We start from the raw sequence: 15,430 nt of genomic DNA on the forward strand, positions 1-15,430 counted from the left end.
GGCCACGGGCCGCGAGGGCACGGGGCCACAGGCACGCGAGGGGACGGGAAGAACACGGACGCCCGGCGGGGCGGGAAGAGCGCGGGGACGGGACCGGGAGACGGGAGGAGAGCGATGAGCGTCGTGACCCTGGTGGGCAACCCGCGCAGCGGGTCGCGCACCCACGAGGCGGCGGTCCGCGCCGCCGGGACGCTGGCCGGGCGCATCGGCCACGACGGGCCCGGCGAGGTGGTCGACCTGTCCGCGCTGGCGCCGCTGCTGCTGGCGCCCGGCGCGTCGGCCGGCGTGGAGGTCGCACTGGAGCAGATCACCGAGGCGCGGGTGCTGATCGTGGCGAGCCCGGTCTACAAGGGCAGCTACACCGGGCTGCTCAAGGCGTTCCTCGACCGGCTGCCGGGCGGGGCGCTGGCCGGGACCGTCGCCCTCCCGCTGCTGGTGCTGGGCGACGCCAGGCACTCCCTGGCGGTGGAGGTGCACCTGCGGCCGCTCCTGGTCGAGCTGGGCGCCGCGGTGCCCACGCCGGGGCTGGCACTGCTGGAGTCGCAGCTGGCCGACCTGGACGCGCACCTCGGCCCCTGGGCCGACCGGGTGGCCCCCCAGACGGCCGCCCTCCTGGCGGAGCGGAGCGTGGCCCGATGACCGAGACGCTGCCTGAGCAGGCGGTCGACGCGGAGCGGTTCCGCCGGGCGCTGGCCGTGCACGCGGCCGGAGTAGTGGTGGTGACGGCGCAGACCGAGGGCGTGCCGGTCGGCCTGACGGCCACCTCGTTCTCCTCGGTGAGCCTGGAGCCGCCGCTGGTCTCCTTCTACGTGGACCGGGCCTCGACCACCTGGCCCTGGCTCCGCCGGGCGGGGCACTTCGCGGTCAACATCCTGGCCGGCGACCAGGCCGACCTCGCCTCCCGGTTCGCCCGCAGGGGTGTCGACCGCTTCGCCCCGCCCACCAGGTGGCGCCCCGGCCCGCTGGGCGTCCCGCTGCTGGGCGGGGTCTCCGCCCACCTGGTCTGCGCCCCGCACTCGACCGCCGAGATCGGCGACCACGTCCTCGTCGTCGGCCTCGTGACCGAGGCCCGCCTCGGCGCGGAGCACCGCCCTCTCCTCTACCACCAGGGCCGGTTCGGCCGGTTCGCTCCCCACGTCTGACGTCCCCGCACCCGCCGGAGCCCCTCCGGCGGGTGCGGGTCCGCAGACGGGCCGCGCCGGAACCCGGACGGCCCCCGGCGCGGACCGGGGCATAACCTGGCTGTGAACCGGCGGCCGGGAGGCCGGACGGGGTCCCCCGGCCCGGCGGTGGTTCCGGAAGCCCGGGGGAGGCGCGATCGATGGCGGAGACGCCGACACCGCCCGACGAGGCCGAGCGGTTGCGGGATCTGGACGAGCTGGGGGCGCTGGAGGCCCCGCTCGAACCCGACTTCAACGCCGTCGCCACGCTGGCCGCGCACATCTGCGGGGCCCCGGTCGCGCTGGTCAATCTGCTGGACGGGGAGCGGCAGTACTTCAGAGGCAGGGCGGGCACCGCCTGGACCTGCGCCGACCGGAGCAGCGGCTACTGCCAGTACACGATCTGCGGACGGGAACTGCTGGAGATCCCCGACACTCTGGCTGACCCGCGCTACCGCGAGAACGCCGTCGCGCAGGGCGAGCCGTACGTCCGCTACTACGCGGGCATGCCGCTGGTCAGCGGCCGGGGGCACGCCCTGGGCACCGTGTGCGTGGTGGACCACCGCCCGCGCCGGCTGACCGCCGAGCAGCGGGAGACCCTGGGGATCCTGGCCGGGAGCGTCGTCACGATGCTGGAACTGCACCGGCGCGCCCGCGACGCCGGGAGGACCGGGATCGTGCGCCCGCCGGAGCTGGAGCGGCTCAAGGGCCGGTTCCTGACCAGCATCAACCACGAGCTGCGCACCCCGATGACCTCGATCCGCAGCGCCCTGCAGCTCCTGCGGGAGGGCGGCCTGGACGAGGACACCGAACGCCGCTTCCTGCTGGTGATGGAGCGCAACAACGAGCGCCTGCTGGGCCTGCTGGACGAGCTGCTCCTGGTGACCAGCCTCAACGCCGGAACCGCCGCCTTCTCGCCGCGCCGGGTCGATCTGGCGGAGACCGTACGGCGGGCGGTGGACGACGTCGCCGACGGAGCGCGGCACCGGCGGCACACCCTGCGCGTGCACGCCCGGAGCGGGGTGGCGGTGCGCGCCGACGCGGAGCGGCTGCGGCTCGCGTTGCGGCACGTGCTGGACAACGCGGTCAAGTTCACCCCGCCCGGCGGCGCGATCGACGTCGCGGTCACGGCGGACCCGCGGCCCGCCGTGGAGGTCCGCGACACCGGCATCGGCATCCGGCCCGAGGACCTGGACCACGTCCTGGAGGACTTCTACCGCGCTCCGGAGACGGAGGAACGGGCCATCGGCGGGACCGGGCTGGGTCTGGCCATCGCCGACAAGATCCTCCGGCTGCACGGGGGAGAGGTGCGGGTGGGGAGCGAACCCGGCAGGGGCACCCGCGTGCGCCTCGTCCTGCCGGTGTTCACGGGTTCCGGCCCGGACCGGGCGTCCTCCCCGGACTCCTCCGGACCGGGCTCTTCCGGCCGGGACCCCTCCGGCCCGGACGTTTCCGGGCGGGCGGGGGACGGAGGCGAGGCCGCCACCGGGATCCGGTGACGGCCTCGTGTCGTCCTCTCCGGCCCCGCGGCCGGACCGCGGTCAGCCGACGCGGAGCGTCAGCCCGTACGCCGAGAGGATCTCGTTGACCGGCTGGTGGTAGGTGGTGCCGCCGGTGGTGCAGTTGCCGGAGCCGCCCGAGGTCACGCCTTGGGCCTGGCTGCCGGAGATGAACGAGCCGCCGGAGTCGCCGGGCTGGGCGCAGACCGTGGTGCGGGTCAGGCCGCTGACCGTGCCCTGCGAGTACCGGACGCTGGTGTTGTGCTGCTGGATGACGCCGCAGCGCCAGCCGGTGGTCGAGCCGGAGCGGCAGATGGACGCGCCGACCACGGCCTGGGCGGACCCGCGGACGATGACGTTGGCGCCGCCCGAGCCCCGCACCCACGGCTGGGGGGTGTGGCCGGGGGTGGCGACCCACGCGTAGTCGTTGCCGGGGAACGAGGAGCCCTGGAAGGTGCCGGTCGGGTTGGTGGTCCTGGCGCCGGCCCTGCCGCAGTGCCCGGCGGTGACGAACCCGGGGGTGCTGCCGCGGGTGACGGAGAAGCCGATGCTGCACCGGCTGGAGCCGATGTAGTAGGCCGCGCCGCCGATGATGTTCATGAAGGGCTGCGGCTGCTCGCCGGAGACCTCCACCCGCACCGTGCCGGCGTCCACGCCCGCGGCGGCGGCGAGGGCCTCGCCCGCGGCCTGGTCCGCGGCCTTGATCACCACGCTGTTGGTGGGGACGTCGACGTACCAGAGGGCGGCTCCGGCCTTGGCCCCCTCGGCGGCCTGGTCGAGCCGGTCCTTGGCGGCGTTGAGCTGGGCCAGCGTCCGGGCGACGACCAGCGGCCGGGCGCCCTGCGCCTTGATCGCCTCGGTCTGCGCCGGGTCGGTGGTGGCGACGGTGAGCCGGGAGGCGTCCCCGTTGAGCCAGGAACCGGCGTAGGCCTCGCCGAGGGAGGAGTTCAGGGAGGAGTCGGCCCGGGCGGCGCGTTCCTCGTTGGCCAGCCTGGTGACGGCCTGCTGCTCGCTGAGCCCGAGGTCGCGCTGGAGGGCCTCGAGCATCGAGGCCCCCGGCGCGGAGGGGGAGGGTCCGGACTGCGCGGAGGCGGTGGTCGTGGTACCGGCCAGGCAGAGGGCCACGAGGGCGGTCCCGGCCAGCAGGGAGCGTTGACTGAACATGTGCACTCCTGTGTGAGGGGTGCCGTCAAGGTATTCCCTCGCCCCGGACCGTGTGATGTAGCAAAAGCTTCCTATCGCGGTGTTATGGGCCCCTCCGGGCGGTCAGGTGCTCCGCGGATGGCGGACCGTGCGGTTGCGGACGTCTCCTGACGACGGGTCGCGCATTCGCGACTCCCGGTGCGCCCCCGCAGGCTCGCCGCAATCCGCCCCCCTCGGTGGACGCCTCCAGCGGAGAAGGCGAATCGGAACGGTCGGTGAATGCCGTACGTTCATCAACCGACGACTCGTGGCCGAGCCCATTGGAGGGCAATTGTCAGTCGAGGACATGGTGGACCTGGGTCAACTGGTCATGGCGGGGCTCGCCTTTGTCATCGCGATTCAAACCATTCGGTACGCGGCCCGGCAGACCGCCGCGGTGGCGGAACAGGCGAAGATCGGCAACGAGATGGCCGGCACGTCCAACCTGAACCCCGTCCTCGCCGGTCATCAGCAGGTGATGCAGTTGCTGATCGACCACCCGGAGCTGTATCCCTACTTCCGCGAGTCCAAGCAGCCGCCGCGGCGCGGGAAGGTCCGGAACCGGGTTCTCGTGACCGCGGAGATGCTCGCCGATGTCCTGAACACGGGGCTGCACGTGTCACGGCAGATTCCTGCGGTGAACGGCGGCCTGGATCCGTGGCCAGGCTATTGTTCCGACGTGATGAGCACCTGTCCCGCGTTGCGGGAGATGGTGGAGGCGCATCCGGACTGGTGGCCCAACCTCGGCGCTCTGCAGTCGCGGCGTCCTGTCCAGGCATCCGTTCGGCGCCGAAGTCAAGGCGTACTCTGATCGGCTCTCCTTTCCGGACGCCGGACGCCGGACGCCTCGACCGCCCCCTCGCCGCGCGGCGAGGGGGCGGTCCGCGCTCAGGCGAGGCGGACGGTGCCGCGGCCGGTGACGAGGGGGAGGTCGAGGAGGGTGCGGATGCCGGGCGGCGCGGCGCAGACGGAGGGGACGGCGTTGACCGCGTGGGAGGCGGCGGCGGACAGGCCGTGGGAGACCTCGTCGACGCTGAGCGTCATCTGCGGCACGCCCTCCAGGCGGACGGCGAAGCCCGGCTTCGGCCAGCGGCGGACCCTGGCGGCGTCGGCCTTGTAGACGCACTCCACGGTCATGAAGGGGCGGCCCCGGACCAGTCCGGAGAACGTCCAGCGGGACGCGCACACCGTGCCGGGGCGGACCGTGCCGGCGGCGATCTCGAACTCCTCGGCGGCCAGCTCGAACTCGTCGCTCCCCTCCACCTCGTCCAGCGCCACCCCCAGCGCCGAGGCCACGAACTGCACGCTCTCGGTGAAGAGCGCCCGCTGGAAGGCGCGGAACGGACGCACCGCGGACGCGTAGTCCTTGGCGGAGAGGGTGAAGCCCACCAGGTCGACGACGGTCTGCCGGGACGGGTGGCCGCGGAAGTCGGAGGACTCGCGGACGTAGACGTGGTCGATCCGGCTCGACAGCCCGGTGAGCGCCAGCGGGAGCAGGTCGCTCATGAAACCGGGGTTGACGCCGGTGCCGTGCAGGGAGGTCCCGCCGGTACGGCAGGCGGTCTCCAGCCGCTCGACCAGGCCGGGGCCGTACGACTGCGGGTGGACGAAACCGGTGGTGGTGATGACGTTCTTGCCCGAGGCGAGCAGGGCGCAGATGGTCTCCACGTCGGCCGTGGGATCGCCGCCGAAGTAGGAGGCGGGCAGCGGCATGTGCAGCACGCAGTCGGCGTCCAGGGCGAGGATCCGCTCGACGTCGTCGGTGCAGGAGACGCCGGTCGGGGGCAGGCCGGCGATCTCGCCCGCGTCCCTGCCGGCCTTGTCGGGGTCGTAGACCAGCACTCCGGCGAGCTCGAACTCGGGACGGGTGATCAGGCTGCGGAGGGAGTGGCGGCCGACGGCGCCCGTGGCCCACTGGACCACGCGGAGGGGCGGAGCTGCGGGCATGCGGACCTCCAGCCCTGGGGTCTGGGCGGGGCCGTTCCTTCAGGTGCGTCGTCGTCGACCCACGCCAGGTGCGGGCCAGAAACTTTAGCAGGGACCCACCCTCGTGTTCACTGTCCGCGACGCCACGGAACGCAGGCGTGTCGCCGGCGGCGGGGGCCGTGGCTTCGCGGGGACGGGCGGGCTATCCTGTCCTCCGACTAGAACTTTATTCTCGTGGGAGGGCTGCTCATGTCAGAGCTGCGGTTCGACGGCAGGGTCGCGGTCGTCACCGGCGCCGGGCACGGCCTCGGCCGGTCGCACGCGCTGTCACTGGCCGAGCGCGGCGCCAAGGTGGTCGTCAACGACCTCGGCGGCGCGCTGGACGGCACCGGCGCGTCCACCGGCCCGGCCGCCGAGGTGGTCGAGCTGATCACCAAGAACGGTGGCGAGGCGGTCGTGAGCGGTGACGACGTCGCCACCCCGGAGGGCGCCGAGGCGATCGTGCAGTCCGCGATCGACGCCTTCGGACGGGTCGACATCGTCGTCAACAACGCGGGCATCCTGCGGGACAGGTCGTTCGGCAAGATGAGCGTCGAGGAGTGGGACGCCGTCATCGCCGTCCACCTGCGCGGCGCGTTCCTGGTCACCCGCGCGGCCTTCTCCCACATGAAGGAGCAGGCCTACGGCCGGATCGTCAACACCTCCTCGCCCTCCGGCCTGTTCGGCAGCTTCGGCCAGGCGAACTACTCCACGGCCAAGATGGGGCTGGTGGGCCTGACCAAGACCCTCGGCCTCGAGGGCGCCCGGGCGAACATCAGGGTCAACGCGATCGCGCCGATCGCCTGGACCCGGATGACCGAGTCGCTGCTCCCGGCCGAGTTCGAGGCCAGGTTCACCGCGGAGCGGATCAGCCCGCTGGTGGCGTACCTGGCGCACGAGTCCTGCGAGACCAGCGGCGAGGTCTTCAGCGTCGGCGCCGGCCGGGTCGCGCGGGTGTTCGTCGCGGAGGGGCCGGGCTGGAAGCAGGACGGCGAGGGCGACCACACCGCCGAGGACATCAGGGACAACTGGGAGGCCATCATGGCCGAGCAGCCCTACCTGACGCCGACCACCCTCGGCCAGCAGTCGGGCGCGTCGCTGAAGGCCATGCTCTGACGCCGCGGCGCCTCGCCCCGGTGGTCCGGGGCGAGGCGCGCGGTCCCGCACCGGACGTCAGTCCCAGTCGTCGATCTTGACGTCGTGCGGATGAGGAGCGCCCTTGCCGGTCTCGACCAGCGACTTCAGGCTCATCAGGTAGGTCGCCCACTTGGTGCTGCAGTGGTGCATGAACGGGACCGGCTCCCTCCAGCCCTCGTGCTTGAAGAGGACGATGGTGCGGTCGCCGGACCGGCCGAGGTTCCAGTCCACGTGCGTGCCGATCCACTCCTCGGGTCCGTCGACCACCTCCCACCGCACGTGCTCGGCCGGGCGGAGCTCGACGACCTTCATGTCGAACCCGCCGGCCTCGAACCGGAACCGGAGCACGCCGCCGAGGCCGTCGCCCTCGGCCTGTGTGTCGGCCGTCCACCAGCCGGTGAGCCCTCCGGTGGTGGTCAGGGCCGTGTAGACCTCGGCCGCCGGTGATCCGATCCCCACCCTGTGCAGGATGTCCGCCATTTTCGATCCCTCTTTCCGATGTCGGTTCTCGTCCGGACCCGGTGGATTCACCGCTGTGCGTCGCGCGGGTCCCCACCGCGCGGGTCCTCACCGCGCGGGTCCTCACCGCGCGGGTCCTCACCCCGCGGACCCTCGCCGTGCCGGATCGCCTCGGCGATCCGCTTGATGCGCTGGAGCCTGGCGTCCCAGGCCGCCCCCACCGAGGCCAGCTGGGCGACTGCGCGGGCGAGTTGCGCCTCGTTCACCCGGTATCTCCTCTCCCGTCCGGCGGATGACGCGTGCACCAGGCCGACGCGGTCGAGCACGCCGAGGTGTTTCGCGACGGCCTGCCGGGTCACGGGCAGCCGTTCGCTGAGGCTGGTGGCGGTGCCGCTGCCGTCCGCCAGGAGGAGGTCGAGCATCCGCCGACGGGTCGGGTCCCCGACCGCGGACCACAGGTCGTCGTCGACGGCGGCGGTCACGGGGCCGACACCAGCCGCGCGGCGTACTCCCCGAGGCGGGGGACGAAGACGTCCCAGCCGGCGACGTGGTCGCGGTAGTGCTCCGCCAGCTTGGCGGCCTCCCAGCCCATCTCCCGGAACCCGGTCTCGGTGAGCCGGAGCCTGGTGCCCGCGCCCGACGGGGCGAGCTCGAAGGTGATCAGCAGGGAGACGGCGGAGGCGTCGGCCTCGCCGTCCGGATAGCACCAGCGGAACGAGAAGCGCCGGGGCGGCTCGGCGTCCACCACGGTGATCGGGAGGACGTCCGCCCTGTCGCCCCAGACGAGCTCGCCGACGGCGCCGGGAGTCGCCTCGACGTCGGCGCCGTCGCTCCACCACTGCGAGATGTGCTCGGGGCGGCTGACGACCTCGAAGACCACCTCGGGCGGGGCGTCGATGTGGATCTCGCGTTCGATGCTGCCGTACTCCATGCTCTGTGCGCCCTCTCGATGTGCAACTTTCGGTTGCTCTTCACGCTAGCGGGCGATCCGCAATTTCGCAACCATCGGTTGCGTGTCATGGAGAGGGGTGGACCGCCGGGCCCCGTCCGCCGGTGCTTCCACTTTTGCTGAAATCAGCGAAAGTATGACGGCTTTCGATAAAAGGGTCTTCACAAGCGGCCGGAACAGGATTAGCTTCTGCATCACCAACTCCGAATCCCGGATGTTGGGAGCTTCCGAGACGGGAGGGCCCGTGTCCGGAGACACCCCTCTGCTGCTGATGCGGGGGATCGTCAAGCAGTTCCCCGGCGTCCGCGCCCTCGACGGGGTCGACCTGGAGGTGCGCCGCGGCGAGGTGCACTGCCTGCTCGGCCAGAACGGCGCGGGCAAGTCCACCCTCATCAAGATCCTCTCCGGGGCGCACCAGCCCGACGAGGGCGTCATCACGCTGGACGGGCAGGAGACGCGCCTGGCGACGCCGACGGCCGCGATCCGGGCCGGCGTCTCCACGATCTACCAGGAGCTCGACCTGGTCGACGGCCTCAGCGTGGCCGAGAACGTCTTCCTCGGCCACGAGCGCGCCAGGCTCGGCTTCGTCCGCTCCGGTGAGGCCAACCGCGCCGCGCACGCGCTCCTCGCCCGGCTCGGGCACCCCGAGATCCGCCCGTCCACCGAGGTCGGCCGGCTCTCACCGGCCGCCAAGCAGGTCGTCAGCATGGCCCGGGCCCTCTCCCACGACACCCGGCTGATCATCATGGACGAGCCCTCGGCGGCCCTGGCCCACGACGAGGTCGCCAACCTCTTCCGGATCGTCCGGGAGTTGACCTCCCAGGGCGTCGCCGTCGTCTACATCTCCCACCGGCTGGAGGAGATCCGGGAGATCGGGGACCGGGTGACGGTCCTGAAGGACGGCCGGACGGTGGCGGTCGGCCTGCCCGCCCGGACCACCCCCACCTCCGAGATCGTCTCCCTGATGACCGGCCGCGCGGTCGAGTACGTCTTCCCGCCGCGCCGCCCGCGCTCCGCGGAGGACCCGGACGCGCCCGAGGTGCTGAGGGTCGAGGGGCTCACCGCGCCGGGGCTCTTCGCCGGCGTCTCCTTCACGGTCCGGGCCGGAGAGATCGTGGGCCTGGCCGGGCTGGTCGGCTCGGGCCGATCGGAGATCGTCGAGGCGGTGTACGGCGCGCGCCGCGCCTCGGGCGCCGTCGTGCTGGACGGACGCCCCCTGGGACGCGGCGGCGGCACGACGGCCGCCGTCCGGCGCGGCATGGGCCTGGCCCCGGAGGAGCGCAAGGCCCAGGCACTGCTGCTGGACCAGAGCGTCGCCCGCAACATCACGCTGGCCGGTCTCGGCCGCTACTCCCGGTTCGGCTGGCTCGACCGCCGCCGCGAGGACGCGGAGGCGCGGAAGCTGATCGAGACCCTCGGCATCCGGCCCGTCGATCCGGACCGGCCGGTCCGGACGCTGTCGGGGGGCAACCAGCAGAAGGCGGTGCTCGCCCGGTGGCTGGTCGGCGACCGCCGGCTGCTCCTGCTGGACGAACCGACCCGCGGCGTGGACGTCGGCGCCCGCGCGGAGCTGTACGCCGTCATCCGGAGGCTGGCCGACACCGGGATCGGCGTGCTGCTGGTCTCCAGCGAGGTGCCCGAGGTCCTCGGCCTGGCCGACCGGGTGCTGGTGGTCAGGGAGGGGCGGATCATCCACGAGTCCGACGCCCGCGACCTGGACGAGCGCCGGGTCCTCGACATGATCATGGAAGGGAGCGCGCTGTGACCGACACCCGCGGGCCGCGGGCCGGCGAGGACGCGAAGAGCGGTGCGGAGGCGCGGGCCGGGACGTCCGCGCAGGGGCCGGGCGCCCCGCGGAACCCGCTGGGAGCGCTGGGCGGGCCGCTGGCCCGGCTGGGCGAGGCCCGGCACCTCGGCCTGGTGGCGGCGCTGGTGCTGCTGGCACTGGTCGGCCTGGTGACCCGGCCGGACAACTTCGCCACCGCCTCCAACCTGGTCAGCATCCTGTCCCTGGCCGCCACCATCGGCGTGATCACCGTCGGCATGACGTTCGTGATCATCGGCGGCGGCATCGACCTGTCCGTGGGCGCGATCATGGCGCTCGCCTCGGTCTGGGCGACCACGCTGGCCACCCAGTCCTACGGACCGTTCGTGATGATCGTCTGCGCGGTCCTGGTCGGGACCGGGGCCGGTCTGGTCAACGGGCTGCTCATCGCCTACGGGCGGCTGGTGCCGTTCATCGCCACACTCGCCATGCTGGTGGCGGCCCGGGGCCTGGCCCAGCGCATGTCGGACCGGCGGACCCAGCTGGTCCAGCAGGGCAACGAGGCCATCGTGGAGCTGTCCACGACCCGGGTGCTCGGCCTGCCGCTGCTGGTCTACGTCTTCGCGCTGGTGGTCGCCGCGGGTTGGGTGCTGCTCAACCGCACCACCTTCGGCCGCCGCACGTACGCGGTCGGCGGCAACCCCGAGGCCGCCCGGCTGGCGGGCATCGACGTGCGCAGGCACACCATGCTGCTGTACGCGCTGTCCGGACTGTGCTGCGGCATCGCCGCCGTGCTCATCATGGCCAGGACCACCACAGGCTCCTCCACCCACGGCGACCTGTACGAGCTGGACGCGATCGCCGCCGTCATCATCGGCGGCACGCTCCTCACCGGGGGCCGCGGCTCGATCATCGGCTCGATCCTCGGACTGCTGATCTTCACGCTGATCACGAACCTCTTCATCCTCAACGGGCTCAACACCAGCGACCAGCTGATCGCCAAGGGGCTGATCATCGTCGTGGCCGTGCTGCTCCAGCGGCGCGGCCTGCGCTCGCCCACCTGAAAGACCGGTGCCCCCGCGGACCGGTCAGGGGCCCGCGGGGACGCACCTCCACCCGGAACTCCTCCCCCCGCACGGCAGCAGAAGGAGCACGATCATGTCCAACCCACTCGCCCGCCGGGGATTCCTCGTCGGCGGGGCGGTCATCGGAGCGGGAGCCCTGGTGACCGCCTGCACGAGCAACGAACCCGCCGCCCAGCCGAGCGCCGCCGCGGCGCCGTCGAACGCCCCGGCCGCCGGGAGCGGCAACGACACGCCCGGGGAGAAGGTCGTCATCGGCTTCTCCGCCCCGGCCGCCGACCACGGCTGGATCGCCGCGATCGCCAAGAACGCCGAGGCCGCGGCCAAGCAGTACACCGACGTGGAGTTCAAGCCGGTCGAGCCGACCAACGACATCAACGCGCAGATCTCCGCCGTCGAGTCGCTCATCGCGGCCAAGGTCTCCGCGCTGGTCATCCTGCCCAACGACGGCCAGCAGCTCAACCAGATCGCCCGCCGTGCGAGCGACGCGGGCATCCCGGTGGTCAACCTGGACCGCGTCTTCCCCGACAAGCTCTCCTACCGGACCTGGATCGGCGGTGACAACTACGGCATGGGCGTGGCCGCCGGGCACTACATCGGCAAGCGGCTCAAGGACAAGGGCGTGGCGGACCCGGTGATCCTGGAGATCCAGGGGATCGCGACGCTTCCGCTCACCCAGGACCGGAGCAAGGGCTTCGCCGACGCGCTCAAGACGTACGGCTTCAGCGTGACGGCCCAGCAGGACGCCCAGTTCACCGTGGAGTCCGGCACCGAGGTCGCCGGGAACCTGCTCCAGGCGCACAAGAAGATCGACGCGATCTGGAACCACGACGACGACCAGGGCATCGGCGTGCTGGCCGCGATCAAGGAGGCCGGCCGGAACGAGTTCTTCATGGTCGGCGGGGCGGGCTCGGCCAACGCGATGCGCGACATCCAGGCCGGCACGGGCGTGCTGGAGGCCACCGTGACCTACAGCCCGACGATGGCCTCCTCGGCGGTCCGGCTGGCCCGGCTCATCGCCCAGGGGAAGGGCATGAGCGACCTGGTGGAGAACGAGGTGCCGCAGTCCATCACGCTGGCCTCGGAGACCATCACCAAGGAGAACGTCGCCGAGTACCTCCCGCTGGGGTTCGAATCGTGAAGCCGGTCCTCGGGGTGGGCATGGTCGGGCACGCGTTCATGGGGCGGGTGCACTCCCAGGCCTGGCGGAGCGTCTCCGCCTTCTTCGACCTGCCCGTGGTCCCGTCCATGGCGGTGCTCGGCGGGCGCTCGCCGGAGCGCACGGCCGAGGCCGCGCGGCGGCTCGGCTGGGCGGCGGCCGAGACGGACTGGAAGCGGCTCGTCCAGCGCGACGACGTGCAGATCGTGGACGTCTGCACGCCCGGCGACTCGCACGCCGAGATCGCGATCGCGGCGCTGGCCGCGGGCAAGCACGTCATCTGCGAGAAACCCCTGGCCAACACGGTCGCCGAGGCCGAGGCGATGGCGGAGGCGGCCCGGCAGGCGGCGACGCGGGGCGTGCGCGCGATGGTCGCCTTCAACTACCGGCGGGTCCCGGCGGTGGCGCTGGCCCGGCGGTTCGTGGCCGAGGGGCGGCTGGGGGAGGTGCGCCACGTCCGGGCGCAGTACCTCCAGGACTGGATCGCGGATCCGGAGTTCCCGCTGGTCTGGCGGTTGCGCCGGGACCGCGCGGGCTCGGGCGCGCTCGGCGACATCGGGGCGCACATCGTGGACACCGCCCAGTTCGTCACCGGCCGGAACCTGGTGGGCGTCTCGGCGCTCACCGAGACGTTCGTCCGGGAGCGCCCGCTGGCGGACGCCTCGGAGGGCCTCGCGGGCGGGAGCCGTACCGGGGAGAAGGGGACGGTCGACGTCGACGACGCCGCGCTGTTCATCGGGCGGCTGGAGGGTGGGGCGCTGGCCTCGTTCGAGGCCACCCGGTTCGCCGCCGGGCGCAAGAACGCGCTGCGGATCGAGGTCAACGGCTCGAAGGGGAGCCTGGCCTTCGACTTCGAGGCGATGAACGAGCTGTGGTTCCACGACCACACGCTCGACGGGGCCGAGGCGGGCTTCCGGCGGATCATGGTCACCGAGCCCGGCCACCCGTACGCGGGGGCCTGGTGGCCGCCGGGGCACGGGCTCGGCTACGAGCACACCTTCACCCACGAGGTGAAGGACTTCCTGGAGGCGGTCGCCGCCGGCGCCGACCCCGCCCCCTCGTTCGAGGACGGGTTGCGGGTGCAGCGGGTGCTGGCGGCGGTCGAGGCGAGCGCGGCGGACGAGAGCCGCTGGACGGTGGTGTGAGATGAGCAGGCCGATCACGTTGTTCACCGGCCAATGGGCCGACCTGCCCTTCGAGGAGGTCTGCCGGCTGGCCGCCGAGTGGGGCTACGACGGGCTGGAGATCGCCTGCTGGGGCGACCACTTCGAGGTCGACAGGGCCCTGGCGGACGACTCCTACGTCGGGCGGAAGCTGGAGACGCTCGCCAAGTACGACCTGAAGGTGTGGGCGGTCTCCAACCACCTCGTCGGCCAGGCGGTCTGCGACCACCCGATCGACGAGCGGCACCGGGCCATCCTGCCCGCGCGGATCTGGGGCTCCGGGGACCCCGAGCAGGTGCGGCGGGCGGCGGCCGAGGAGATGAAGGACACCGCGCGGGCCGCGGCGAAGCTGGGCGTGGACACGGTCGTGGGCTTCACCGGCTCCTCGATCTGGCACACGGTCGCGATGTTCCCGCCGGTGCCGCCGTCGATGGTGGAGGCGGGCTACGCCGACTTCGCCGACCGGTGGAACCCGATCCTGGACGTGTTCGACGAGGTCGGGGTCCGCTTCGCGCACGAGGTGCACCCGAGCGAGATCGCCTACGACTACCACACGACGGTGCGGACCCTGGAGGCGATCGGCCGCCGGGAGGCGTTCGGGCTGAACTGGGACCCGTCCCACATGGTCTGGCAGGACCTGGACCCGGTCGGCTTCATCCTGGACTTCGCCGACCGGATCTACCACGTGGACTGCAAGGACGCCAAGGTCAGGTGCGGCGACGGGCGGCGCGGGCGGCTCGCCTCCCACCTGCCCTGGGCGGACCTGCGGCGCGGCTGGGACTTCGTCTCCACCGGGCGCGGCGACGTGCCCTGGGAGGACTGCTTCCGGGCGCTGAACTCCATCGGGTACGGCGGGCCGATCTCGATCGAGTGGGAGGACGCCGGGATGGACCGCCTGGACGGCGCCCCCGAGGCGCTGGACTTCGTCCGGCGGCTCAACGCCATCACGCCCCCGGCGGCCTCGTTCGACGCGGCCTTCAGCGGGGACTGACCCGGTACGGCCCGCGGCCGCACGGGGTGCCGCGGGCCGTCAGGGGCGGTATGCGTCCCGGCGGTTTTCGACGGCCACGCTCTCCGGGAGACCGGTGGCGAGGGCTCGGCGAGCCGGCTTCCCGGGATGATGAAGACATCTGCAGTGCATGCAGATTGCATGCTAACTTGTGTGCATGGGAACTGTGCAGATCCGAGATGTCCCCAACGAAACCGAACGGACGCTGAAGGCGAGGGCCGAGCGTGAGGGCAAGTCGCTGACGGCTTACCTGCGCGATCTCCTCACCGAGGAGGCTGCCACCCCGACGCTCGACGAGGTCATGGCCAGGATCGCCGCCGACGAGCCGGTGCCGTACGATCCGGACTTCGTCCGCGAGACGCTGCGCGAGGGCCGCCGGTGAGCCTGGTCGTCGACGCCTCGATCGTCTTCCGCCTGCTGGCCAACGTGAAAGGCGACGACCTCCTCCGGCAGCGGCTGGCCCGCAAGCTGCACGCCCCGGCGCTGATCGACGTCGAGATCGCCTCGGTGGTGCGCGGGCATGTGATCACGAGTAAGCCGGAGGTGCGCATCTCCGAGGAGCGGGCAGGCATCATGCTGGAGCGGTACGCCCAGTTGAGGATCGCCCGCCATCCGATGCTGCCTCTGCAGCCGCGTGTGCTGGAACTGCGCAACAACCTCACCGCCTATGACGGCATGTACGTCGCGCTCGCCGAACTGCTGGGGGTGCCGCTGCTCACCGACGACGCCAAGTTCGCCAGTGCAACGGGGCACCGGGCGGAGATCCACCGCTATCCGCCGCCGTCGGTGTAGACCGTCGTCCCGCGACGGCCGCAGACGGCTCCACCGCGCCCGTGTCGTCCACGGGCGAATGCCTCCGGGCGGGCCGGTTCCCGCGCGGCCCGGTGCGCCCGGCCCGGCT

General features: G+C 72.5%; 17 protein-coding genes. 12 read left to right on the top strand and 5 right to left on the bottom strand.

Annotated elements, in window-relative coordinates; all coding sequences use genetic code 11:
- The first annotated feature begins 114 nt into the window (after nucleotides 1-114).
- The 3 genes from IEZ07_RS03215 to IEZ07_RS03225 all read left to right on the top strand — a co-directional run bounded on the left by IEZ07_RS03215 (nucleotide 115) and on the right by IEZ07_RS03225 (nucleotide 2,659).
- Nucleotides 115-639: an NADPH-dependent FMN reductase gene (locus IEZ07_RS03215; RefSeq protein ID WP_191893429.1), complete on the top strand. Its 525-nt coding sequence runs from the start codon at nucleotides 115-117 to the stop codon at nucleotides 637-639.
- The gene (locus IEZ07_RS03220; RefSeq protein WP_191893430.1) at nucleotides 636-1,142 is read left to right on the top strand and encodes a flavin reductase family protein; all 507 of its coding nucleotides are present in this window, start codon (nucleotides 636-638) and stop codon (nucleotides 1,140-1,142) included. The genes IEZ07_RS03215 and IEZ07_RS03220 overlap by 4 nt, the downstream gene beginning before the upstream one ends.
- A gap of 179 nt (nucleotides 1,143-1,321) precedes the next feature.
- Nucleotides 1,322-2,659 carry a GAF domain-containing sensor histidine kinase gene (locus IEZ07_RS03225; protein WP_191893431.1) on the top strand — a complete coding sequence of 446 codons (1,338 nt, stop codon included), beginning with the start codon at nucleotides 1,322-1,324 and terminating at the stop codon, nucleotides 2,657-2,659.
- A gap of 42 nt (nucleotides 2,660-2,701) precedes the next feature.
- On the opposite strand, the gene IEZ07_RS03230 is transcribed toward IEZ07_RS03225, so the two are convergent.
- A complete protein-coding gene (locus IEZ07_RS03230; protein WP_191893432.1) occupies nucleotides 2,702-3,823 on the bottom strand; it encodes a S1 family peptidase in 1,122 nt (373 codons plus the stop codon).
- Nucleotides 3,824-4,133: 310 nt separating this feature from the next.
- Here IEZ07_RS03230 and IEZ07_RS03235 point away from each other — a divergent pair, with 310 nt between their 5' ends.
- Nucleotides 4,134-4,652 (top strand): hypothetical protein, encoded by a 519-nt coding sequence (locus IEZ07_RS03235; RefSeq protein WP_191893433.1) that lies wholly within the window; start codon nucleotides 4,134-4,136, stop codon nucleotides 4,650-4,652.
- A gap of 77 nt (nucleotides 4,653-4,729) precedes the next feature.
- Here IEZ07_RS03235 and IEZ07_RS03240 read toward each other — a convergent pair whose 3' ends face one another.
- Entirely contained in the window at nucleotides 4,730-5,788 is a 1,059-nt protein-coding gene (locus IEZ07_RS03240) for an NAD(P)H-dependent amine dehydrogenase family protein (RefSeq protein ID WP_191893434.1), read from the bottom strand.
- 228 nt (nucleotides 5,789-6,016) lie between these two features.
- Here IEZ07_RS03240 and IEZ07_RS03245 point away from each other — a divergent pair, with 228 nt between their 5' ends.
- Complete coding sequence (locus IEZ07_RS03245; protein WP_191893435.1) at nucleotides 6,017-6,922, top strand: SDR family oxidoreductase; 906 nt, start codon at nucleotides 6,017-6,019, stop codon at nucleotides 6,920-6,922.
- Between the two features lie 57 nt (nucleotides 6,923-6,979).
- On the opposite strand, the gene IEZ07_RS03250 is transcribed toward IEZ07_RS03245, so the two are convergent.
- From IEZ07_RS03250 to IEZ07_RS03260, 3 genes are read right to left on the bottom strand one after another with little or no spacing between them, the layout of a single operon-like run.
- On the bottom strand, nucleotides 6,980-7,423 hold the full coding sequence (locus IEZ07_RS03250; RefSeq protein WP_191893436.1) for an SRPBCC family protein: 444 nt from the start codon (nucleotides 7,421-7,423) through the stop codon (nucleotides 6,980-6,982).
- A gap of 47 nt (nucleotides 7,424-7,470) precedes the next feature.
- Nucleotides 7,471-7,884, bottom strand: a complete 414-nt coding sequence (locus tag IEZ07_RS03255; RefSeq protein ID WP_191893437.1) for an ArsR/SmtB family transcription factor — start codon at nucleotides 7,882-7,884, stop codon at nucleotides 7,471-7,473.
- On the bottom strand, nucleotides 7,881-8,333 hold the full coding sequence (locus IEZ07_RS03260) for an SRPBCC family protein (RefSeq protein ID WP_191893438.1): 453 nt from the start codon (nucleotides 8,331-8,333) through the stop codon (nucleotides 7,881-7,883). Before IEZ07_RS03260 ends, IEZ07_RS03255 begins: the two co-directional genes overlap by 4 nt.
- Before the next feature lie 262 nt (nucleotides 8,334-8,595).
- Here IEZ07_RS03260 and IEZ07_RS03265 point away from each other — a divergent pair, with 262 nt between their 5' ends.
- The 7 genes from IEZ07_RS03265 (at nucleotide 8,596) to IEZ07_RS03295 (ending at nucleotide 15,321) form a co-directional block, all read left to right on the top strand.
- Nucleotides 8,596-10,116 carry a sugar ABC transporter ATP-binding protein gene (locus IEZ07_RS03265; RefSeq protein WP_239319490.1) on the top strand — a complete coding sequence of 507 codons (1,521 nt, stop codon included), beginning with the start codon at nucleotides 8,596-8,598 and terminating at the stop codon, nucleotides 10,114-10,116.
- The gene (locus tag IEZ07_RS03270; RefSeq protein WP_239319480.1) at nucleotides 10,113-11,180 is read left to right on the top strand and encodes an ABC transporter permease; all 1,068 of its coding nucleotides are present in this window, start codon (nucleotides 10,113-10,115) and stop codon (nucleotides 11,178-11,180) included. Before IEZ07_RS03265 ends, IEZ07_RS03270 begins: the two co-directional genes overlap by 4 nt.
- Nucleotides 11,181-11,274: 94 nt before the next feature.
- A complete protein-coding gene (locus tag IEZ07_RS03275) occupies nucleotides 11,275-12,339 on the top strand; it encodes a substrate-binding domain-containing protein (protein ID WP_068897714.1) in 1,065 nt (354 codons plus the stop codon).
- The gene (locus IEZ07_RS03280) at nucleotides 12,336-13,502 is read left to right on the top strand and encodes a Gfo/Idh/MocA family protein (RefSeq protein WP_239319478.1); all 1,167 of its coding nucleotides are present in this window, start codon (nucleotides 12,336-12,338) and stop codon (nucleotides 13,500-13,502) included. Before IEZ07_RS03275 ends, IEZ07_RS03280 begins: the two co-directional genes overlap by 4 nt.
- A 1-nt stretch (nucleotide 13,503) precedes the next feature.
- A complete protein-coding gene (locus IEZ07_RS03285) occupies nucleotides 13,504-14,511 on the top strand; it encodes a sugar phosphate isomerase/epimerase family protein (protein WP_191893440.1) in 1,008 nt (335 codons plus the stop codon).
- Between the two features lie 175 nt (nucleotides 14,512-14,686).
- The gene (locus IEZ07_RS03290) at nucleotides 14,687-14,911 is read left to right on the top strand and encodes a FitA-like ribbon-helix-helix domain-containing protein (RefSeq protein WP_191893441.1); all 225 of its coding nucleotides are present in this window, start codon (nucleotides 14,687-14,689) and stop codon (nucleotides 14,909-14,911) included.
- Nucleotides 14,908-15,321, top strand: coding sequence for a type II toxin-antitoxin system VapC family toxin (locus IEZ07_RS03295; RefSeq protein WP_191893442.1), 414 nt, complete (start codon nucleotides 14,908-14,910; stop codon nucleotides 15,319-15,321). The genes IEZ07_RS03290 and IEZ07_RS03295 overlap by 4 nt, the downstream gene beginning before the upstream one ends.
- The last annotated feature ends 109 nt before the right edge of the window (nucleotides 15,322-15,430 follow it).

This window comes from Planomonospora parontospora (assembly GCA_014647935.1).
GTDB lineage: Bacteria > Actinomycetota > Actinomycetes > Streptosporangiales > Streptosporangiaceae > Planomonospora > Planomonospora parontospora.